Origin of the sequence: Antarcticibacterium flavum (assembly GCF_006159205.1) — a bacterium.
GTDB lineage: Bacteria > Bacteroidota > Bacteroidia > Flavobacteriales > Flavobacteriaceae > Gillisia > Gillisia flava.
On the sequence record NZ_CP040812.1, the window covers coordinates 823561 to 844899 of the forward strand.

General features: G+C 41.1%; 17 protein-coding genes. 14 read left to right on the forward strand and 3 right to left on the reverse strand.

The features are described 5' to 3' along the window. The first annotated feature begins 137 nt into the window (after nt 1-137). From FHG64_RS03545 to FHG64_RS03570, 6 genes are all read left to right on the forward strand, one after another. Nucleotides 138-584 carry a MarR family winged helix-turn-helix transcriptional regulator gene (locus tag FHG64_RS03545; RefSeq protein ID WP_139065116.1) on the forward strand — a complete coding sequence of 149 codons (447 nt, stop codon included), beginning with the start codon at nt 138-140 and terminating at the stop codon, nt 582-584. Between the two features lie 147 nt (nt 585-731). Continuing rightward, entirely contained in the window at nt 732-3137 is a 2406-nt protein-coding gene (locus tag FHG64_RS03550) for a 3-hydroxyacyl-CoA dehydrogenase/enoyl-CoA hydratase family protein (protein ID WP_139065117.1), read from the forward strand. A gap of 89 nt (nt 3138-3226) precedes the next feature. Continuing rightward, complete coding sequence (locus FHG64_RS03555; protein ID WP_139065118.1) at nt 3227-3580, forward strand: four helix bundle protein; 354 nt, start codon at nt 3227-3229, stop codon at nt 3578-3580. Between the two features lie 38 nt (nt 3581-3618). Continuing rightward, a complete protein-coding gene (locus FHG64_RS03560; RefSeq protein WP_139065119.1) occupies nt 3619-4812 on the forward strand; it encodes an acetyl-CoA C-acyltransferase in 1194 nt (397 codons plus the stop codon). A gap of 126 nt (nt 4813-4938) precedes the next feature. Beyond that, nucleotides 4939-5280: a four helix bundle protein gene (locus tag FHG64_RS03565; RefSeq protein ID WP_246054267.1), complete on the forward strand. Its 342-nt coding sequence runs from the start codon at nt 4939-4941 to the stop codon at nt 5278-5280. Between the two features lie 61 nt (nt 5281-5341). Next, nucleotides 5342-7162, forward strand: coding sequence for an acyl-CoA dehydrogenase family protein (locus FHG64_RS03570; protein ID WP_139065122.1), 1821 nt, complete (start codon nt 5342-5344; stop codon nt 7160-7162). Nucleotides 7163-7233: 71 nt separating this feature from the next. Here the strand turns inward: FHG64_RS03570 and FHG64_RS03575 are convergent, their stop codons facing one another. Further along, a complete protein-coding gene (locus tag FHG64_RS03575) occupies nt 7234-8193 on the reverse strand; it encodes a hypothetical protein (RefSeq protein ID WP_139065123.1) in 960 nt (319 codons plus the stop codon). 211 nt (nt 8194-8404) lie between these two features. On the opposite strand from FHG64_RS03575, the gene FHG64_RS03580 reads away from it, so the two are divergent. Further along, nucleotides 8405-9457 (forward strand): mechanosensitive ion channel family protein, encoded by a 1053-nt coding sequence (locus FHG64_RS03580; RefSeq protein WP_139065124.1) that lies wholly within the window; start codon nt 8405-8407, stop codon nt 9455-9457. On the opposite strand, the gene FHG64_RS03585 is transcribed toward FHG64_RS03580, so the two are convergent. Beyond that, a complete protein-coding gene (locus FHG64_RS03585; RefSeq protein WP_139065126.1) occupies nt 9454-11253 on the reverse strand; it encodes a glycoside hydrolase family 15 protein in 1800 nt (599 codons plus the stop codon). The two genes, FHG64_RS03580 and FHG64_RS03585, sit on opposite strands and share 4 nt — an antisense overlap. 95 nt (nt 11254-11348) lie before the next feature. Between FHG64_RS03585 and FHG64_RS03590 the strand changes: the two genes are divergently transcribed. The 6 genes from FHG64_RS03590 (at nt 11349) to FHG64_RS03615 (ending at nt 17732) form a co-directional block, all read left to right on the forward strand. Beyond that, nucleotides 11349-13595, forward strand: a complete 2247-nt coding sequence (locus tag FHG64_RS03590; RefSeq protein WP_139065127.1) for a bifunctional alpha,alpha-trehalose-phosphate synthase (UDP-forming)/trehalose-phosphatase — start codon at nt 11349-11351, stop codon at nt 13593-13595. Nucleotides 13596-13728: 133 nt separating this feature from the next. Further along, complete coding sequence (locus FHG64_RS03595; protein ID WP_139065128.1) at nt 13729-14016, forward strand: YtxH domain-containing protein; 288 nt, start codon at nt 13729-13731, stop codon at nt 14014-14016. Between the two features lie 114 nt (nt 14017-14130). Beyond that, complete coding sequence (locus FHG64_RS03600) at nt 14131-15489, forward strand: M28 family metallopeptidase (RefSeq protein ID WP_139065130.1); 1359 nt, start codon at nt 14131-14133, stop codon at nt 15487-15489. A gap of 99 nt (nt 15490-15588) precedes the next feature. Then, nucleotides 15589-16452 carry a dienelactone hydrolase family protein gene (locus FHG64_RS03605; RefSeq protein ID WP_139065131.1) on the forward strand — a complete coding sequence of 288 codons (864 nt, stop codon included), beginning with the start codon at nt 15589-15591 and terminating at the stop codon, nt 16450-16452. Nucleotide 16453: 1 nt separating this feature from the next. Beyond that, nucleotides 16454-17401 (forward strand): alpha/beta hydrolase, encoded by a 948-nt coding sequence (locus FHG64_RS03610; protein WP_139065132.1) that lies wholly within the window; start codon nt 16454-16456, stop codon nt 17399-17401. A gap of 160 nt (nt 17402-17561) precedes the next feature. Further along, entirely contained in the window at nt 17562-17732 is a 171-nt protein-coding gene (locus tag FHG64_RS03615) for a DUF1059 domain-containing protein (protein ID WP_139065133.1), read from the forward strand. A 274-nt stretch (nt 17733-18006) separates the two neighbouring features. Here FHG64_RS03615 and FHG64_RS03620 read toward each other — a convergent pair whose 3' ends face one another. Next, the gene (locus FHG64_RS03620) at nt 18007-20109 is read right to left on the reverse strand and encodes a S8 family serine peptidase (protein WP_139065134.1); all 2103 of its coding nucleotides are present in this window, start codon (nt 20107-20109) and stop codon (nt 18007-18009) included. Between the two features lie 449 nt (nt 20110-20558). On the opposite strand from FHG64_RS03620, the gene FHG64_RS03625 reads away from it, so the two are divergent. Continuing rightward, nucleotides 20559-21338 carry an MlaE family ABC transporter permease gene (locus FHG64_RS03625; RefSeq protein ID WP_139065135.1) on the forward strand — a complete coding sequence of 260 codons (780 nt, stop codon included), beginning with the start codon at nt 20559-20561 and terminating at the stop codon, nt 21336-21338. Nucleotide 21339 lies beyond the last annotated feature (1 nt).

Sequence of the window (21339 nt, forward strand, 5' to 3'; positions counted from 1 at the left end):
TAAACATCTGCTTATTAAACCCCAAGTATTACGAAATTCCTTTAATTTTAAAGAATACCTCCTTTAAATGAAAATTCCCCTCAATTTATTATGCGTGCATAATATTTTTTCTTAACTTTGGAATTCAACATTCTTTTATGAAGGAAAAAACCATTGATCACGTTTTAAGAGCTACCTGGATGGCAGTTTCAAAGATGTACAATGAGGAAGCCGGCAAAGCCGGAAGCACTATGGCCACAGGCTTTGCACTATTAAGTATAGATCCTGAAAAAGGAACCCCCTCTACCTCTTTGGGCCCAAAAATGGGCATGGAGGCCACAAGCCTTTCCCGTATCCTTAAAACAATGGAGGAAAAAGGTCTTATAATTCGCAAGAAGAATCCCACAGATGGAAGGAGTGTATTGTTACACCTCACCGAATTTGGAAAAGAAATGAGAGATTTTTCTAAAGGTGTCGTTTTACGTTTTGATGAAGCAGTTAAGGAAAACGTATCTGAAGAAGACCTGCGCACCTTTATTAAAGTTGCAAATACGATTGTGGAGCTTATTGGAAATAAGAAGATCTATAATAAAGAGATAAAATAAGATATAAACATACCGGCCTGGAAGGGAATATTTCTTTCAGGTTTTATTTTTTGAATACCGAGCCCCTGGAATTGCGAAATCGATTTCAGTTTAAATAATTGTGAATTGCTCTTCATTTATGAAGACTAATTAAAACTATAGAAAGTAATGAAAAGAAGAATTAACAAAGTTGCCGTAATTGGTTCCGGGATCATGGGAAGCGGGATTGCCTGCCATTTTGCCAATATTGGTGTGGAGGTGCTCCTGTTGGACATTGTACCCCGTGAACTCAATGAACAGGAAAAGAAGAAAGGCCTCACGCTGGAAGATAAACAGGTGCGCAACAGGCTTGTGAATCAGGCTTTACAGGATGCCTTAAAGTCCAAGCCCTCCCCTATTTATCACAAGGATTTTGCCAGCAGGATCAAAACCGGAAACCTGGAAGATGATATTTCCAAGGTATCTGAAGCAGACTGGATCATTGAAGTGGTTGTGGAGCGTTTAGATATCAAGAAAAAGGTTTTTGATAACCTGGAGAAACATCGTAAAGAGGGGACCCTTATTACTTCCAATACTTCGGGAATTCCAATTCAGCTTATGAATGAAGGAAGAAGTGAAGATTTCAAAAAACACTTCTGCGGAACGCACTTCTTTAATCCGCCACGATACCTTCGGTTGTTCGAGATCATTCCGGGGCCGGACACTTCAGAAGAAGTTCTTGAATTCCTGAATGAATACGGTGAGAAATTCCTCGGAAAAACTTCTGTAGTTGCAAAAGACACTCCTGCCTTTATAGGAAACAGGATTGGGATCTTCAGCATAATGAGTCTCTTCCATATGGTGAAGGAGATGGATATGACGGTGGAGGAAGTGGATAAACTTACCGGTCCGGTGATTGGAAGGCCCAAGTCGGCTACTTTCCGTACTGTAGACGTTGTAGGTTTGGACACCCTTGTACACGTAGCTAACGGACTTTATGAAGGCGTGCCTAACGATGAGCAGCACGAACTTTTCAAGTTGCCCGAATTCATCCAGACGATGATGGATAACAAATGGCTGGGAAGTAAGACCGGACAGGGTTTTTATAAGAAAGAAAAGAAAAAGGACGGTTCCAGTGAGATCTTAACCCTGGACTTGGATTCTATGGAATACCGCGAGGGGAAAAAAGCAAATTTTGCTACCCTGGAGCAAACCAAATCCATTGATAAGGTAGAAGACCGTTTTGAGGTACTTATAAATGGTAAGGATAAAGCCGGAGAATTCTACAGAAAAAATCTTGCAGCACTTTTTGCTTACGTTTCTAATAGGATCCCGGAGATCACAGATGAGCTTTACAAAATTGATGATGCCATGCGAGCCGGTTTTGGCTGGGAGCACGGGCCATTCCAGATCTGGGATGCCGTAGGAGTGAAAAAAGGTATTGAAATGATTAAGGCCGAAGGTTATGAACCTGCAGGCTGGGTGAATGAAATGCTGGAAAGCGGCAGTGACAGTTTCTATACTGTTAAGGATGGTAATTCATATTACTACGATATCCCACAGAAGAAACAGGTAAAGGTTCCGGGTCAGGATGCCTTTATTATTCTTGACAACATTCGGGAGAGCAAAAAAGTCTTTAGTAACAGCGGGGTTGTAGTGGAAGATCTGGGCGATGGAATTCTGAATGTGGAATTCCGAAGTAAAATGAACACTATTGGCGGTGATGTCCTTGATGGCCTTAATAAAGCCATTGATATGGCTGAAAGAGATTACCAGGGGCTTGTAGTTGCCAATAATGGAGCCAACTTCTCTGTAGGTGCCAACATAGGGATGATATTTATGATGGCTGTAGAACAGGAATATGAGGAGCTTAATATGGCTATAAAATACTTCCAGGATACAATGATGCGCATGCGTTATTCTTCCATTCCTACCGTGGCAGCACCGCATGCAATGACCCTTGGAGGTGGTTGTGAGCTTTCCCTCCACGCAGATAAAGTAGTGGCCGCGGCCGAAACTTATATAGGATTAGTAGAATTTGGAGTTGGTGTAATCCCCGGTGGTGGTGGTTCCAAGGAAATGACGGTAAGAGCATCTGACACTTACAAAAAAGACGATGTGGAGCTAAACCGACTGAGAGAACATTTCCTCACCATCGCAATGGCGAAAGTCTCAACATCTGCCCACGAGGCTTTTGACCTGAATATCCTTCAGAAAGGTAAAGATATTGTAGTGGTAAATAAAGACAGGCAGCTGGCAATCGCCAAGCAACACGCTTTACTCATGGCTGAGAATGGCTACACAAAACCAATTCACAGGACAGATATCAAAGTACTTGGAAAACAAGCTTTGGGAACCTTTATGGTAGGAACAGACCAGATGGTAGCAGGAAAATATATAAGTGAGCATGATCGCAAGATCGCCAATAAACTCGCTTATGTAATGAGTGGTGGAGACCTCTCTGCCGCCACAATGGTAAGCGAACAATATCTGCTAGACCTTGAAAGAGAAGCATTCCTATCCCTAACCGGAGAAAGAAAAACCCTAGAAAGATTGCAGCATATGTTGCAGAAGGGGAAACCGCTTAGGAATTAGAAGTGAGATGTGAGACGTGAGACGTGAGACGTGAGACGTGAGATTTAAGATATGAGAGGTTAGAAAAAGAATAATTAAAAACTGGTGATATGCATAATTTTCAAGAGTTAAAGATTTGGCAGAAAGCAATGGATGTTGCAGAACAAACATATATTCTTTCGGCTGAATTTCCTAAAGAAGAAAAATTTGGTTTGACAAGTCAAATTAGGAGAAGTGCAGTTTCCATTCCTTCAAATATAGCTGAAGGTGCAGGACGCAACACAAATGGTGAATTCAGAAATTTTCTTGGTATTGCCAGTGGTTCTTCGAACGAATTATTTACACAACTAATCTTATCTAACCGTCTCCATTTAATCTCTGAAGACAAAACACAAGCATTAATAAAAGATTTGATTGAGGTTCAAAAGATGAATTACACTTTGATAAAGAAATTTTCAAAATAAATCTCATATCTCAAATCTAATATCTAAATACTAAAAAAATGAATCGAACAGCATACATCGTAAAAGCATACAGGACCGCAGTGGGGAAGGCTCCACGGGGAGTGTTCAGGTTTAAGAGGCCTGATGAACTTGCGGCAGAGACTATTGAACATTTAATGAAGGATCTGCCTCAACTGGATAAGACCAGGATAGATGACGTAATGGTAGGAAATGCGATGCCCGAGGCAGAGCAGGGACTCAACATGGGTAGATTAATCTCCCTTATGGGGCTAAAGATCGAGGATGTACCCGGGGTAACCGTAAACCGTTATTGTGCATCTGGTCTTGAGACCATCGCAATGGCATCTGCAAAGATCCAAACGGGGATGGCAGATTGTATTATCGCAGGTGGTTCTGAAAGTATGAGCTACATCCCTATGGGAGGATATAAACCTGTACCCAATTATGAAGTGGCGAAAGAAGGTAATGAGGATTATTATTGGGGAATGGGCCTTACGGCAGAAGAGGTAGCGAATCGCTATAATATCTCCCGTGAGGACCAGGATGAATTTGCCTATAACTCTCATCAAAAGGCTCTAAAAGCTCTCAAGGAAGATAAATTCAAGGAGCAGATCGTACCTATTGAAGTAGAAGAAACTTTTATCAATGAGGAAGGTAAAAAAGATACCAGAAAATATACGGTAACCCAGGATGAAGGTCCGCGGGCTGATACCTCGAGAGAAGTACTTGCCAAACTAAGGCCTGTATTTGCTGAAGGTGGAAGTGTAACCGCAGGAAACGCCTCACAAATGAGTGACGGTGCCGCCTTTGTAATGGTGATGAGCGAGGAAATGGTAAAGGAATTAAACCTGGAGCCCATTGCAAGACTTGTAAGCTACGGCGTTGCAGGAGTGGATCCAAGAGTAATGGGAATAAGCCCTGTAATAGCAATTCCGAAAGCACTAAAAAGAGCCGGTTTAAACCTGGACAAGATTGAGCTTGTAGAATTGAACGAAGCTTTCGCATCCCAATCACTTGCTGTGATAAGGGAAACCGGACTTGATCCAAACAAAGTTAACGTAAATGGTGGAGCCATCGCAATGGGTCACCCACTAGGCTGCTCTGGAGCAAAGCTCACCGTACAGATCTTTGACGAAATGCGAAAACGCAACCACCAGAACAAGCATTGTTTAGTTACTATGTGCGTAGGAACAGGACAGGGTGCTGCGGGGGTGTTTGAGTTTTTGAATTAGAGTCTAGACGGCTAGAATCTAGAACCAAGAGACAAGAACCAAGAGATAAGACTAAATAGGCTATAGTCTTATATCAATTCTGGACTTTAAGGGAAAGGTAAAATGAAAAGGCACAATTTTAAAAGGATGAAGATTTGGCAGGAGGGAATTTCTGTTGTTCAGATCACTTATAAAATTGTTAAGACTTTTCCCGATTATGAGAAATACAATCTTGTCTCCCAATTAATAAGATGTGCGGTATCCATTCCTTCAAACATTGCAGAAGGAACGAGCAAAAGAACAGAACGGCATTTTATTCAGTTCCTAGAAAATAGCCTGGGTTCGGCATTTGAGTGGGAAACGCAGATAATAGTAGCCTATAAAGAGAATTACATCACCGAGGATGAATTCAATTTATTTGAAGAGAAAATTCAGGATTTACAAAGAATGATATCAGGATTCATAGATAACCTCGATAATAAGTCTTGATTCTTGTCTCTTGTTTCTTGAGTCCTAACTAATAACATGATATACAAAACAAATTATTAAAATGAGCACACAAACAAATACAAAACAAAAAGATCTCCTAAGAGGAGGGCAATTCCTGGTGAAGGAAACAGATAGTGAAAACGTCTTTACACCGGAAGATTTTACAGATGAGCAGAAGATGATGAAAGAATCTGTAACAGAATTCGTGGACAGGGAAATATGGCCACGCAAGGAAGAGTTTGAGCAGAAGAATTACGAGCTAACCGAGGAGTTGATGCGTAAAGCAGGCGAAATGGGATTCCTTGGAGTTTCGGTACCTGAAGAGTATGATGGCCTGGGAATGGGGTTTGTCACCACGATGTTAGTGGTAGATTATATTTCCGGAGCTACGGGATCTTTCTCTACGGCTTTTGGAGCACATTCAGGAATAGGGACTTTACCTATCACTCTGTACGGAAATGAAGAGCAGAAAAAGAAATATCTGCCTAAACTTGCAACCGGAGAATGGTTTGGAGCTTACGCATTAACAGAACCCGGAGCGGGAAGTGATGCCAATAGTGGTAAGACCAAAGCCGTACTTAGCGAGGACGAAAAATACTACAGCATTACCGGCCAGAAAATGTGGATCTCCAATGCGGGGTTCTGCAATATGATGATAGTTTTTGCCCGAATAGAGGATGACAAGAATATTACAGGCTTCATAGTTGAATACGATCCTGAAAATCCTAATGGAATATCCCTTGGGGAAGAAGAAAAGAAACTGGGGATCCACTCCTCCTCTACCCGCCAGGTTTTCTTTGAAAATACCAAAGTACCGGTAGAGAATATGCTTGCAGGACGTGGGGAAGGCTTTAAGATTGCCATGAATGCCCTTAACGTAGGCCGTATAAAACTGGCCGGAGCCTGTTTGGATGCAGAACGCCGGGTTATAGATTCGTCAGTTAAATATGCAAACGACAGGGTACAGTTTAAAACACCTATCGCCCAGTTTGGCGCCATCAAATCCAAACTAGCAGAGATGGCAACATCAGCTTACGCAGGGGAATCTGCATCTTACAGGGCTGCAAAGGATATCGAAGACAGGATTGCTTTAAGGCAGGAAGCCGGGGCTTCACACCAGGAAGCAGAACTTAAAGGTGTTGAAGAATATGCTATTGAATGTTCAATCCTAAAGGTTGCAGTATCTGAGGATCTTCAAAATGTTACAGATGAAGGCGTCCAGATCTTTGGAGGTATGGGCTTTAGTGCAGATGCCCCTATGGAATCTGCCTGGAGAGATGCCCGTATTACGAGGATCTATGAAGGGACCAACGAGATCAACAGGATGCTTTGCGTGGGAATGCTTGTAAAGAAAGCTATGAAAGGGCATGTAGACCTGCTTGGGCCTGCAACTGCAGTTGGAAAAGAACTTACTGGAATTCCTTCTTTCGATAAGCCCGATTATACAGAGCTCTTTGCTGAAGAAAAAGAGATCATCAAAAATCTTAAGAAAGTATTTTTAATGGTAGCAGGTAGTGCAGTACAAAAATTTGGACCGGACCTGGAGCAACATCAACAGCTCTTACTAGCTTCAGCAGATATTTTGATTGAAGTTTATATGGCAGAATCTGCTATTCTTCGTACGGAAAAGAATGCAAAACGTTTTGGGGAGGATAAGCAGAAAGAGCAAATCGCAATGTCCAAATTGTATCTTTACCACGCAGTAGATATTATTAACCAGAAAGCAAAAGAGGGAATTGTTTCTTTTGCTGAAGGGGATGAGCAGCGAATGATGCTTATGGGACTTAAGAGATTCACCAAGTATCAAAATCAGCCGAACGTGGTGGAGTTGAGAAACACTATTGCAGACAGGTTAATTGCAGATAATAAATATTCGTTTTAATTTTAAATTAAATTGCGTTAATGAGAAAAACCACCTGCTTTAGGTGGTTTTTCTTTTTTATAATGGTCTTCTTAATTATTGGGCCAGGAACTCCAGTTACTGCAATGACCGGCGTTATCTGTTTTTAATATGTCTGTTTGAACCCCACTGTAAGCGGCGTTCATCACTGCCCGCGGTGAAAAATGAAGTTTTCCATTGCTTACAGTACGAAAAGCCTTACCGAAATGCCCCTGGCTTAGGCCATGTCCGGCCTCGTGTAGGGCAATGGTTTCAACATCATAAGTCCCACCATCATTCCATGAAAAGGCATCATTGTAATATATTTCCCGAAAGGCTGCATCTGCCTTGCCATTGTTATCTAAATCTGTTGGCACTCCTCCGGAAGTGAATACGAGGGTAAATGTTACGCCCAAAATAAATTGAGACCCATCTTGAGCAAGAAAATCAAAAAACTCTCCGGGGAGCCAACCGGCGTGCACCACATCTGCTACGTAGGCTCCACTGCCACCAAAACCTAAAAATTGAGCATAAAGTCCGGTTGGCCTTCCGTCGTAAGGTATTTCATTAAGTCCAATTTCGGAACAGGTGATATCTTTCCATGTATTCATTGCTCTCCCTATGGCAGCAGTGGTTACAGAGACGTCAAGGTCCACCGAGGCCCTGTTAGAATCGATATAATACGAAATATCACTAGTCCCGTCCAAAGAATACCCAGGTACAAAATCTGCCCCCAATTGTTTATTTCCGGTATCTACGAAAAAAACGGTATTTCCAACATGTTCATCCTCGCCGGAGGTTATATATTCCGCTGAATATATTGCCAGTTCTAAATCTTCGTGTTCACTAATTTTCCCGAAATCAGAAATTTCCGCACCTGAAATTGGAAAAGAATTATTTTTTAAAGTCTTAAAAACAGGAGCCTTGGCTTCCAGCTCCATGCTGCTAAAATCCTCTGTAATTTCCGATTCTTTCTCACAAGCGGAAAGAAAACATAATAAAGCTCCCAACGAAATGTAATGTGTAATTCTCATATTAAATTTTTTAAAATTAATTTCTAATATATCATAATAAACTCTTAAACAAATTGTAATTATTTGATAATTAGTATTTTATATAAAATTAAGGGAAAACCCTACCTGATTTCATTTATCCATTTTCCGATATCAAGAGTTAATTTTGAGTCCTCTGTCTTGAAAACCTTTTATTTTTTTATAGCTTTAAATAATTGGAAAAGTGATTTAAATGACAGAGGTACAACAAGATGTTTTACAGTATTTTATTGGTGGGTTTATCCTTCTGCTTGTAATCTTTGGATTAACCTATCTCGTTCTTAAAAAAATAGGCAAAGATCCCAGCAACATCCTGCCGGTTAATTTTGCAAACAGGATCATGATCCCTATGCTAATTTTCCTGGCTTCCATAATTACTAAAGCCGCGATTGTGGCAAAAGTTTTTAGGTTTGATTATACCTATGAGGTCCTGGGAAGTTTAAGCAGTATTGGAATAATCCTGAGTATTACCTGGTTCATTATAGTGATACTTAGAATTGTCAAAACCCGAATGCTTCTAAAGTATGATGTCACAGCCCAGGATAATTTAAGCGCCCGCAAGAGATATACCCAATATACTATCCTGGAGAATATCGTCATCTTTATCATTGTCATTTTAGCCATAGGAATCGCCCTTATGACCTTTGACAGTATACGGGCTGTAGGAGTGAGTGTGCTAACATCTGCCGGGATTGCGGGGATCATACTTGGTTTTTCTGCTCAAAAAGCCATTGGAACATTGCTTGCGGGAATCCAGATTGCCATCACCCAGCCCATTCGTATTGATGATGTTGTAATTGTTGATGGGGAATGGGGAAGAATTGAAGAGATCAATCTAACTTATGTTGTGGTGAAAATTTGGGATAAAAGACGACTGGTTGTACCCTCCACCTATTTCATAGAAAATACTTTTCAAAACTGGACAAGGGAAAGTGCAGACATCCTGGGAACTGTATTTATTTATACAGATTATACCGTCTCCTTTGATGCTTTAAGGGAGGAACTTACAAGGTTATTGAAATCTACCCCGCATTGGGATGGGAATGTAAATGTACTACAGGTAACCGATGTTAAAGAGAGAACAATTGAGATACGTGCGCTTATGAGCGCCAAAGATTCAGGTACCGCCTGGGATCTACGGGTCTTCATCAGGGAAAAGCTGGTTGCATTTCTACAGGATAAATATCCTGATAGCCTGCCAAAGACCCGTATAACGCTACAGGGCGATCAAAAAGTTGATAACTAAAATTCTGTCCACATCTCTTCTTCAGAAACTGAGCTCTTAGAAAAGTTTGCCGCAGTTTCGATTAAAGCAAGATGGGAATAAGCTTGAGGGAAATTACCCAGTAAACGTTTTGTCTCGAAATCTATATCCTCACTAAAAAGTCCCAGGTGATTGCTATAGGATAACAACTTGTCAAACATTTCCTTAGCCTTTTGTTTTTCCCCAATCTTATATAAGCTGTCAATAAACCAGAAGGTACAGATTGTGAACGAAGAACTTGGCGTTCCAAAATCATCCTGATTCTTATAGCGATATAATAAGCCTTCCCTGCAAAGTTGTTTTTCTGTTGCCTTTACGGTACTTACAAACCTGGGGTCCCTGGCATCAATAAAGCCGTACTGTTCCATTAATAAGGTGGAGGCATCAAGGTCTTTAGATCCATAGGACTGGGTATAGGCTTCTACCTCATCATTCCAGCCATGATGGTAAATATCTTCGTAGATCTCTGTTCGCAGGGCCTTCCATTTTTCATCATTGATCCCTTTCCTAAGGATCTCTCCAATCTTTATGGCCCTGTCTATAGCTACCCAGCATAAGAGCTTGGAGAAAACAAAATGCCTGTCCTCAGTTCGCAGTTCCCATATTCCTTTATCCGGTTGTTGCCAGTGTTCTTCAACGATCTTTACAATACCTCTTACAATTGTCCATAATTCCTCACTGTTCTCAAGAGAAGTTTCAAATTGGATAAATTGCTGATAGATAACCTCCATGAGGATCCCATAAATATCATTTTGTTTCTGTATATAGGCTGCATTCCCAACTCGCACCGGCTTGGACCCGGCATATCCTTCAAGATGGGTAAGAATATTCTCAGTGAGATCTTTCTCTCCATTGATTCCGTACATGATCTGGATCTTTTCATCCTTGTGTGGAATAAGATGAATAATGAACTCCAGGAATTGCTTTGCGGACTTCGTATGTCCTAACCCTGCCATTACCTTAATTACCATGGAGGCGTCCCTAATCCAGCAAAAACGGTAATCCCAGTTGCGCTCCTCTCCTATTGTCTCTGGCACAGAGGTAGTGGCAGCTGCAAGTACAGCGCCAGATTTTTCGTAAGTAAGGGCTTTTAATACCAGGGCACTTCTTAAAATCTCCTCTGTATAAACTTTATAGGAAGTGGTTTTCTCACTCCAGTTCATCCAATAAGTTTTGGTACGTTGAAATTTCAGGTAAGCGCGGTCAAGGCTCTGTTTGATCAATTTTTCGTGGTAACCTAATAACAGGTAAGCATTATCTTCAAGGATGATCTCTTCAGAATTTATGATGCTGTCCAGATCAAAGCTTGAGTATAGATAAAGTGAATCATATTTTCCCTCCTGGGTATAACTCTTAATATAATCGCCTTTATTCTCATTGTATGTTTTCTCCCTTGCAAAATCCAGTTTGGGATCATAGTTAATTCTCAGCACCGGAGCCCCTTTTAATAACCTTATGAACCTAATAATATCTGGCGGGGCATAATAAGTACCATCATCACGCCTGTAGCGGGGCATAAAATCTATGAGCTGGAAGGCGTTCTCGCCATTGTCATAAACTGTACTTATTATATTGGTCTTCCATAAATATTCCTGTGTGATCGTATAATCTGCCGTTACTTCTACAGAAAAACTTCCTCCAATTTTATCATCCAACAGCTTTGCGAAGATGCCTGCCGAGTTGAAATGTGGTAAACAGCACCAGTCTATGGAGCCTGTTTTGGAAACGAGGGCAGCACTCTTGCAGTTTCCAATTATTCCGTAATCTAAATTATCCATTAATCTTAAAGTTCTTTTAAAAGGAAGGCAAAGTAACTACAATTTCGGTAATTTAAGAAAAAACAATCTTAAGCATTTTGCAACCGAAAATTACGATGAACAGAACGATAATTATCTCAAACAGACTACCCTTACAAATTACTATAGACGATCAAAAGTTAGACGTAACCCCCAGCGTTGGAGGCCTGGCAACCGGTCTAAAATCCTTTCACCGGGATGGGGACAGTGTATGGATAGGATGGAGTGGCCTCACAAAAGAAGAGATTCCCGACAATCTCCTTCCTGAAGTAGAAAAAAAAGCGAGAGAAGAAGCCTGCATTGCGGTTAATTTTACTGCTGAAGAGATCGACGGTTTTTATTACGGTTTTAGCAACAGAAGTATATGGCCGCTTTTTCATTACTTCATGGAATTTACAGAGTGGGATGCAGATAAATGGGAGATCTACAAAAGTGTAAACCAGAAATATGCAGATGTAGTTATTGAAAATTACCGGGAAGGCGACAATATATGGGTACACGATTATCAACTCCTGCTGGTACCCCAAATGATAAGGGACAAAGAACCCAATGCTTCCATAGGTTTCTTTAATCATATTCCCTTTCCATCTTATGAAGTCTTCAGGACGGTACCCTGGAGGGAAGAGATCCTTAAAGGGATGCTGGGAGCAAATCTTATAGGTTTCCACACTTTTGATTACGAAAGGCATTTTTTAAGTTCGGTGAGCAGGATCCTGCGACACCAGGTGCAGTTTAACGAAGTTTCCCTGCCAGACAGGATCATTAAAGTAGACTCCTTCCCCATGGGAATAGATTACGACAAATTTGAACAGGCTGCACTTAAGCACCGGGAAGTTACTGCCGGGAAAGAAAGTGAACTTCAAAGAAGGCTTAATCACCACCGGCAAAAATCTCCAGATTCCAAATTGATCTTAAGTATAGACAGGTTGGATTACACAAAAGGTATTGCAAACAGGATACGTGCATTTGAATATTTCCTGGAGAAGTATCCTGAATATATTGAGAACATACGCCTAGTTATGCTGGCGGTTCCCTCCCGCTCCAATGTCCCTCAATATCAATTGCTTAAAAGGGAAATTGACGAATTGGTGGGAAGGATCAACGGTAAATTTGCCACGGTGAACTGGATCCCCATCTGGTATTTTTACCGGTCAATGCCTTTTGAGAATCTCATTGATCTCTATACCTCCTGTAATATTGCACTCATAACCCCAATTAGGGATGGAATGAACCTGGTAGCCAAGGAATATATCGCCACCAGGACAGATCAAACCGGGGTTTTGATCTTAAGTGAAATGGCCGGGGCATTTCATGAAATGAATGAGGCTCTAATTATTAATCCCAATGATTTTGAACAAATAGCAAATGCCATCCAGCAGGCGATTAAAATGCCAAAGGAAGAACAGGTAAGGAGAAATACCATTTTGCAAAAACGTTTAAAACGCTATAGCGTTGAAAAATGGGCAGATGATTTCATGACTGCACTGGAAAGAACCAGGGAGATCAAACCTGCCTTTAAGGCCAAAAGAATTTCTGAAGACGTAGAAAATAAAATTCTAAAGAGATTTCAAGATACCAGGAACAGGATCTTTTTTCTTGATTATGATGGCACGCTAGTAAATTTCGTGGATAAACCTGAAAATGCCAGGCCCGACCCTGAACTATTGGAACTAATAACAACCCTTACTAAATTAAAGAAAACAAAAGTTGTTCTTATAAGTGGCCGGGATAAGGAAACCCTGGGCACCTGGTGGCAGGACGTGCCTGTAGAATTAATAGCAGAGCATGGGGTATGGGTGAGAAAAACCGGAAAGGAATGGCAGCTTAATGAAAACGTGCATAATGACTGGATGGAGAATGTAAGGCCTGTCATAGAAACATTTTGTGACAGGACACCCGGTACTTTCATTGAAGAAAAGAATTACTCTCTTGCCTGGCATTACAGGAAAGCAGATCCAGAACTGGGCGAAATAAGGGCAAATGAACTTTCGAATGTTCTCAAAGAATTGATCTCCAACCATGGATTAAGTGTGCTGGAGGGGAACAAGGTGCTGGAAATAAAAAGCAGCGGTGTAAATAAAGGTAAGGCTGCAGGAAAATTGCTACTAAAAAGGAATTTTGAATTCATTTTTGCAATTGGTGATGACTGGACAGACGAGGTGCTTTTCAAAGAGCTTCCCAATAGTGCGATCACAGTAAAAGTGGGGCTTAAAAAGACTGTTGCCAACTTCTTTGTAAATGAAACTTCACAAGTAAGAAGCCTCCTAAACAAGTTTATCGAAGCCGATAGAAATAAGGAAAAACCAATAGAAAAAAAGGCCTGAAAAACTGTTAAAATCCTTAGGAACCCAGGTATAAAATTATATCAAACTTAACTAGCAAAAATATGCCAGGCTTCTTTATTGGCGTAATTTTACCGTTACAAATTTTTTGTAGAACTTAAACAAAAACCAAATTATGAAAGCAGGAAAATTATTAATAGGATTGGTTTCAGGAGCGGCTGCAGGAGCAGCGCTGGGACTGCTGTTTGCACCTAAAAAAGGAACTGAAACACGCAGATCTATCACTGAGACCGGTGATAATTATCTGAAAGAAGTTAAGAAAAGCTTCAACGATTTTGCTGATAATCTAAACCATAAGGTAGAAGCCATTACCAGTAAATCCAAAGCTACCCTTAGCAAGTCTAAAACAGATGAAAAGATCAACAAAGCGAAAGCTGATCTTCACGATATGAAAGCCAGCTAAGAGCTTCAACAATAAAGAGATAAGGCCCCGGAATTCCGGGGCTTTTTTATTTTCTTTTTTCCTGAGCCAAAGTTTCCCTAAATTAGGAAACTCAATTCATACAAAAAATTTACTATGACGATTAAGATTACCCTTCAGCATTTGTTGTTCTTACTTGCAGCTCCCGCTTTTATTTTTACAGCTGCTGCACAGCAAACCGATGAGCGCATTTATGAAATTATAGAAGAAGTCTCTGCAGAAAGGCTGGAAAATGATATACGAACACTCGCCGGTTTTGGCACTCGTAATACCTTTAGCGATACTATCTCTGATACCCGCGGGATAGGTGCTGCCAGAAGATGGATCAAAGCTGAATTTGATAATATTTCCCAAAATTGCAATAATTGTCTGGATGTTTTTTATCAAAAGGATTTTGTTACTACCGAGGATGGTAACAGGATCCCACATGATGCCTGGGTAGTGAATGTAGTAGCTATACAAAAAGGAACAAAATATCCCAATCGCTATGTTATCATGAGCGGTGACATAGATTCAAGGGCAAGCGATACGATGGATTTTGAAACCGATGCCCCGGGTGCCAATGATAATGCGAGCGGTATGGCCGGAGCAATTGAAGCCGCCAGGGTGCTGTCCAATTATGAATTTGAAAATAGTATTATATATGTTGGCCTGTCTGGGGAGGAGCAGGGACTCTTCGGGGGAAAAGGACTGGCAGAATATGCCCAGAAAAATGACTGGGAGATCATCGGCATCCTTAATAATGACATGATAGGAAATATAGAAGGTGTAGACGGTGTTATTGACAATAGGAGCTTCAGGATTTTTTCTGGGCCGGTGCCTCCCACCGAGACAGAAAGAGAAAGAAATATGAGAAGATTTTACGGGGGAGAAGTTGATGGTATTTCAAGACAACTTGCACGTTATGTGCATAAAACTACTGAAACCTATATGCCAGAGATGAACCCCATGATGATCTACAGGCTGGACAGGTTTGGAAGAGGTGGCCACCACCGTCCTTTTAACGACCTTGGATTTCCCGGGATTCGTATTATGGAGGCCCATGAGAATTACAACAGGCAGCACCAGGATATTAGAACCGAAGATGGGATTGAGTATGGGGATGTGATCGAAGGAGTAAATTTCGATTACGCGGCAAAACTCACGGCAGTAAATGCTATTAATCTTGCCAGCCTGGCCTGGGCCCCACCTGCACCAAAAAATGTAGAAATTGGTGGGATCGTAGAACCTTCTACAAGGTTACGCTGGGAAAAAGTAAGCGGCGATGTTGCGGGATATAAGATCTACTGGAGGGATACCACAGCTCCACAATGGCAGCATTCAAGATTTGTAGGTGACGTTAATGAATTTACCCTCACCGGGATTGTTATAGATAACTTTTATTTTGGAGTATCATCAGTAGGAACAAACGGTCACGAGAGTCCGGTGGTTTTCCCTTCTGGTACTTTTAGGTAGGAATATAGCTCAAAAGCAGTGAGTTTAGATTGATATTTGGATTAAATCTATAGCCGTAAAACAAAACGTACTGCCGCCATAGATAATAAATTGATTAATATGAAAAGTACACTTAATTTTTTAAGCCTTGGCTTTCTTAGTTTGCTCCTGTCCTCTTGTGCCCTGTTCAAAGAAAAAGTGGAAATTGAGGAAACGGTAAAGGAAGACCCCACTGCGATCCAGGCAGATAGATCTATAATCGAACAGCTCTCAGAGAGCCCAAGACATCATCAATGGGTCGTTCTAAAAAATGGTAGCAGGGAGTTCCAGGCCTTTGTAGTATATCCTGAAAAAAGTGAAAAAACAAAGGCTGTTATAGTAATCCATGAAAATCGGGGCCTGGATGACTGGGCCAGATTGTTTGCAGATAAACTTGCTGCCCAGGGTTACCTGGTTATCGCACCAGATATGATCTCCAATACACAAGGAAAGAAAAGAACTTCAGATTTTGAGAATCCAGATGCTGCAAGGGATGCGATCTATGATCTTGACCCACAACAGGTAACCGGGGATCTTGATGCTGCATACCAGTTTCTTCAAAAGGATGCCTCTTCCAATGGGGAAATAGCAGTCCTGGGGTTTTGCTGGGGTGGTTCTCAAACTTTTAGATATGCCACCCATAACAGAGACCTGGCTTCGGCTCACGTTTTTTATGGAACAGCTCCAGATGATGCAGAAGCTTTAGCTCAAATAAACACCCCTGTTTACGGCTATTATGGGGGTGATGATAACCGGGTGAATGCCACGATCGAGAGAACAGAGAACCAAATGCAGGCTGCCGGGAAAAAATATGAATATAAAATCTATGAAGGTGCCGGGCATGCATTTATGAAAAGAGCTCACCTGGATCCCACCCACGAAGCGAATAAAGAAGCTCACGATGCTGCCTGGGAGCGCTTATTGGTTTTATTGACCAGCAATTAGAATGAAATATCTTTGGCCTTCCCTCCTGGCAGTTTTGCTGTTGATCACCGGCTGTAAGAACCCGGGAAAGGAGAAGGATTCATCCAATATTATTTCTGAAAATAAGCTGGACAAATATGCCGTGTTACTTAATGACACTATTATATACCACCCCAATTTTTCTTCCAAATACGTAGACGACCGAAACGTGGAAATATGGCTGCCACCGGGTTATACCACCAACCCTTCTGAAGCTTATAAGGTGATCTATATGCATGATGGACAAAATATATTTGACCAATCCACTGCGTATGGAAATGTGGAATGGGGAATAGACGAAACCATGGATTCCCTGGTTCAAAACAAGCTCGTGCCTCCTGCAATTGTAATAGGTATATGGAACAATGGCCGCAAGAGATTTCCTGAATATATGCCCCAGGTACCGGAAGAACATATTAATAATCCACAGGCGCAGGCTCTGTTAAAAGAGAATTTTGGAGTTACAGAACTGCTTTCAAATAATTATTTAAAATTTATTGTAGAAGAATTAAAACCCTTTGTTGATTCCACCTATAATACTTCTCTCAAAAGAGAAGATACCTCAATTATGGGGTCCTCAATGGGAGGACTTATATCCCTTTACGCCCTCACCTCCTACCCGGAAACATTCGGAGCAGCAGCCTGTGTTTCCACCCACTGGCCTGTTCCCCTTATAGGGGAGGTTTTTATCAACCAACTCACCACAACCTTACCTATGGCCGGTGATCATAAAATCTATTTTGATTACGGTACACGGGGGCTTGATGAAGATTACGAGCCATACCAATTGAGAGTAGATGAAATAATGAGATCTAAAGGGTATCAACCGCAGCAGGATTGGATATCAATGAAAATTGATGGTGCCGGCCACAATGAAAGCAGTTGGAAAAAACGAGCCCATATCCCGCTAAAGTTTCTCCTTAAGAAGTAATAAGCTTCCTTAGAAGTTGCAAGTGTATCTATTATAGGTGAAAACCCTTACATTTTTTTGTAACTGTAGTTATTATATTCATAGAAAACAAATTCAAGAATATAAGGTGCCTTATAGGAGAACACCGTAATATCTTTTTAACCAGAAAAACCCAGGAATTATGAAAACGCTACATTGTCGAGATGCCGGTTTTGATTGCAACGAAGTAATACGTGGTGAAACTGAAGGGGAAGTGCTAAGCCAGGCTGCAACCCATGCGAGGGAAGTGCACGGGATCAATCCTACCCCGGAACTTTCTGAGGAACTTTCTTATATTATAAAGGAAGAATAGAACTAGCCTGCAAGGGTCTTTATTCTTTTAATTAAAAACCCCTCCGGTGTAGGGCCGGGAGAGGCTTAAGTTTTTTGTCTTGTTAGCTTCCTGTTACCAGGTTTTTTCCTGGAGTCAATTTTTTTGACTAGTTTACTTTCAGAAATTGTAAAGGAAACTCGTGAGAAAAAATCATCCTGTAGGGCCCAAACCTCTTCTTGGAATCATTTTTTGTTATTAATAACTTTTCAAGATACATCATTTGAAATTTAAGGGTTGAAAGGTCCCCTCAATTTTAAAACATCACGGTCACTACATTCGAACAGGTAGTTTTACTTTCTGCCTCACAAACTTCATATGTAAGTGAACCTCCTCCTTTATATCCCGTGACATCGGTATAAGATCCTGTATTGTCAACCCGTGCAAGGAAATTACCATTTTGGTAGATATCCACTTTTGTTGATGTTCCCGCCGGCGTCCAGGTAAGATCTGTATGCCAGGTCCCCTTCATTTTATAACCCCTGGCAGAGAGTTCAATATCCCCAGGATTAGGTTCAGGATCTGTTGGTTCATTAGGGTCGGTTGGGTCTGGATCCCCGGTCTCATCCAATGTGAGGGTTATGTATTCTATGTGATAATCTGATGCCCTGAGATCATCAGAGGCATGTAGCTCTACCCTATAAGTTTCCGGCTCAGGATAAGTGTGCAGGGGATTTTGCCTGGTAGTATAGTAGCCATCTCCAAAATACCAGGTGCAGGCGTTAATTGTACCGTCAGGATCTGTACTGGTATCGGAAAATTGTACGGTTAAACCATCCACGACATATGGGAAACTGGCGGCAGGAGGTTGATTGGGTTCAAAACCGGAATCATCATTAAAATTGGCCGTTACAATTTCAGAACAATTATCATAATTCTCCTCACATATTTTAAAAGAATCTTTTCCACCACCATTTACGGTAAGACTATATTCACCTGTATTGTACCATCTAGAGAACAAGGAATTATTTTTATAAATAGTCACATGAGAATCTTCTGTAGGGTCCCAAACAAGATGAATAGTTGTGCTACCCTTGCCTTTAATACCTATAGCCCTAAGATTGAGATCTGGAGGTGGCGGAGCTGTAAATTCTGCCGGAGCCCAGAGGCTGTAGGCCAAATTATTATTCCCTGCCGGTACTTCCATCACTGCTCCCCCGGTAGAATTCGCAATAATTGCATCATGAAGTGATGCCGGGGAGGTGTCTGGATTCTTTTGTAGATAAAGTGCCGCCAGGCCGGCAACATGCGGTGCAGCCATTGAAGTACCGCTACTAATTTTGGTTGATGTATCGTCTGTAATAGAAGCCGATATAATATCCATACCCGGAGCATAAATATCCACACAATCCCCAAAATTGGAAAAATGAGCCCTGTAATTATCAATTCTACTTGCGCCAACTGTAAGAGCAGTGGCAACACGAGCAGGGCTATAACCACAGGCATCACTATTCCAGTTCCCTGCTGCAATTACATAATGAATACCGGTAGCTATAGAATTTTCTATGGCGATATCCACAGGATCTGCTGCCTCACCTCCTATACTCATATTTACCACTGCAGGTTTTAAAGCATTTTCTGTTATCCAGTCAACCGCAAGGATAAGGCGGGACCAGGAAGTTATACCAGCACAACTGAATACACGTACAGAAATAAGATTAACATCTTTGGCAACTCCATATTTTGTACCGCCTACCGTACCGGCGACATGTGTACCGTGACCATGGCAATCGTTCCCAGGTTCCAGCTCCCCATTATTTTTATCATATTCCTCATCTGGATACTCCTGGACTAAATCTATTCCCAAGGTGGCCCGTTGCCCAAAATCCTCATGCGAATATCTTATACCTGAATCCATTATATAGGCATAAACACCATCCCCCGTTGCATTGTAGGCATATGCCCTATCTAATAATCCATCCCTTTGGTCCAGACGATCCAACCCCCAGGGAGGAAAATTTTGGCCACTGGTTTCCTCCAGATATACTAATTTATCCTGATAAACAGCAGTAACCCTTTTATCCTTTTTAAGCAAAGCCACTTGTTTCTGGCTCAGGTTTGCTGCGAAACCACTTAAAGACTGGCTGTATTTCATACTTATTTTCGCACCCGGCATCTTTCTTACCTCGCCGGTAACTTCCTCCAAAATAGCAGCTGCTTTTTGGTTCTTAACTGCCGGTTCCATCGAAACTATAACTATATACCTGCCTGGAATACCATTTGAAGATCTAGCGTCATTTTCTATTTTTGCGTCTTCTACCTGTTCCATAGCATCCTGACTACAGGATGTTAATAAGATCACTATGACCAAAACCATGAAAAGATTAAGGGCATTGAGTAATTGTGATTTTTTCATCATAAAAATTTTGGTTAGAACAAGGCTCCCAATCCCGGGATGCCATTTTTTGGAGACTCTTTTATAATAATGGTTAGGGAGGTAAAGCTGAAAATGTTATTAAAGGCCAATAACAACTGGGCCTTCAATAATTAAAACAGTCGTAAACGTCCCGGACCGGACAAATAATTATGTAGGGAGGTACGCGCTTGTAGGGATTGTAAATTGACTTGGGAGGCGATTTATCCTGTAGAGGCAGATAATCACCCTCCTAATTTAAAACAAATGAAAAACACAGAAGTTTAATTTAACCTTTTATTATGAAAATAAATTGTCATAACTTACTGATTTAAAGTCTGTTTCGAAATAACTGACATTTAATTAATGCCCAAGGGAATCAGTCTAAACCTGACGGCTGTCATTGTTTCCCCCTGTATTCTGGATTAAATTTGAATCAATTAAAAGGGAAACAAATGCGTGCTAATTCACCCATTTTTGCCAATACCCGATCCTTTTTCAGTGAAATTGGCGAGCTTTCTTATTTCGCCGGGAGATTCTTTAAAGAAGCTTTTTCACTTCCATTTGAATTTCGTGAATTATTAAAGCAATGTTATAATGTTGGCAACAGGTCCCTTCTTCTAGTTGGGGTAACAGGATTTATCCTGGGCCTTGTTTTCACATTGCAATCGCGTCCAACTTTGGAAGAATTCGGTGCGGTAGCATGGATGCCCAGTATGATTAGCATTTCAATTGTTCGGGAAATTGGACCCGTAATTATTGCGCTTATTTGTGCCGGCCGCATAGGATCTGGGATGGGCGCCGAACTGGGTTCGATGAAAGTGACAGAGCAAATTGATGCAATGGAGGTATCTGGCACCAATCCTTTTAAATATCTTGTCGTCACAAGGATAGCTGCCACAACTATTATGATTCCTTTATTAGTAATTTTTGGAGATTTCATAGCTCTTATAGGCTCAGCTATCATTGAAAATGCGAAAGGAAATGTTTCTTTCGTTCTTTATTTTAATCAGGTTTTTGAAGCCCTGGAATTTAGTGACCTTTTCCCTGCCACTATTAAAACCTTCTTTTTTGGTTTTGCTATAGGCCTTGTTGGGACTTTCAAAGGATATAACAGCAACAAAGGTACTGCCGGAGTGGGTAAAGCCTCTAACTCGGCCGTAGTTTTTACATCGATGCTCCTGTTTATTATTGATTTTATTGCTGTTTTCATTTCAGACATCTTTTACGGGTAAT

Excerpts from the sequence above, each read along its gene's own strand:
- FHG64_RS03545 (WP_139065116.1), top strand. The coding sequence starts at position 138 with ATGAAGGAAAAAACCATTGATCACGTTTTAAGAGCTACCTGGATGGCA.
- FHG64_RS03550 (WP_139065117.1), top strand. The coding sequence starts at position 732 with ATGAAAAGAAGAATTAACAAAGTTGCCGTAATTGGTTCCGGGATCATG.
- FHG64_RS03555 (WP_139065118.1), top strand. The coding sequence starts at position 3,227 with ATGCATAATTTTCAAGAGTTAAAGATTTGGCAGAAAGCAATGGATGTT.
- FHG64_RS03560 (WP_139065119.1), top strand. The coding sequence starts at position 3,619 with ATGAATCGAACAGCATACATCGTAAAAGCATACAGGACCGCAGTGGGG.
- FHG64_RS03565 (WP_246054267.1), top strand. The coding sequence starts at position 4,939 with ATGAAGATTTGGCAGGAGGGAATTTCTGTTGTTCAGATCACTTATAAA.
- FHG64_RS03570 (WP_139065122.1), top strand. The coding sequence starts at position 5,342 with ATGAGCACACAAACAAATACAAAACAAAAAGATCTCCTAAGAGGAGGG.
- FHG64_RS03575 (WP_139065123.1), bottom strand. The coding sequence starts at position 8,193 with ATGAGAATTACACATTACATTTCGTTGGGAGCTTTATTATGTTTTCTT.
- FHG64_RS03580 (WP_139065124.1), top strand. The coding sequence starts at position 8,405 with ATGACAGAGGTACAACAAGATGTTTTACAGTATTTTATTGGTGGGTTT.
- FHG64_RS03585 (WP_139065126.1), bottom strand. The coding sequence starts at position 11,253 with ATGGATAATTTAGATTACGGAATAATTGGAAACTGCAAGAGTGCTGCC.
- FHG64_RS03590 (WP_139065127.1), top strand. The coding sequence starts at position 11,349 with ATGAACAGAACGATAATTATCTCAAACAGACTACCCTTACAAATTACT.
- FHG64_RS03595 (WP_139065128.1), top strand. The coding sequence starts at position 13,729 with ATGAAAGCAGGAAAATTATTAATAGGATTGGTTTCAGGAGCGGCTGCA.
- FHG64_RS03600 (WP_139065130.1), top strand. The coding sequence starts at position 14,131 with ATGACGATTAAGATTACCCTTCAGCATTTGTTGTTCTTACTTGCAGCT.
- FHG64_RS03605 (WP_139065131.1), top strand. The coding sequence starts at position 15,589 with ATGAAAAGTACACTTAATTTTTTAAGCCTTGGCTTTCTTAGTTTGCTC.
- FHG64_RS03610 (WP_139065132.1), top strand. The coding sequence starts at position 16,454 with ATGAAATATCTTTGGCCTTCCCTCCTGGCAGTTTTGCTGTTGATCACC.
- FHG64_RS03615 (WP_139065133.1), top strand. The coding sequence starts at position 17,562 with ATGAAAACGCTACATTGTCGAGATGCCGGTTTTGATTGCAACGAAGTA.
- FHG64_RS03620 (WP_139065134.1), bottom strand. The coding sequence starts at position 20,109 with ATGATGAAAAAATCACAATTACTCAATGCCCTTAATCTTTTCATGGTT.
- FHG64_RS03625 (WP_139065135.1), top strand. The coding sequence starts at position 20,559 with ATGCGTGCTAATTCACCCATTTTTGCCAATACCCGATCCTTTTTCAGT.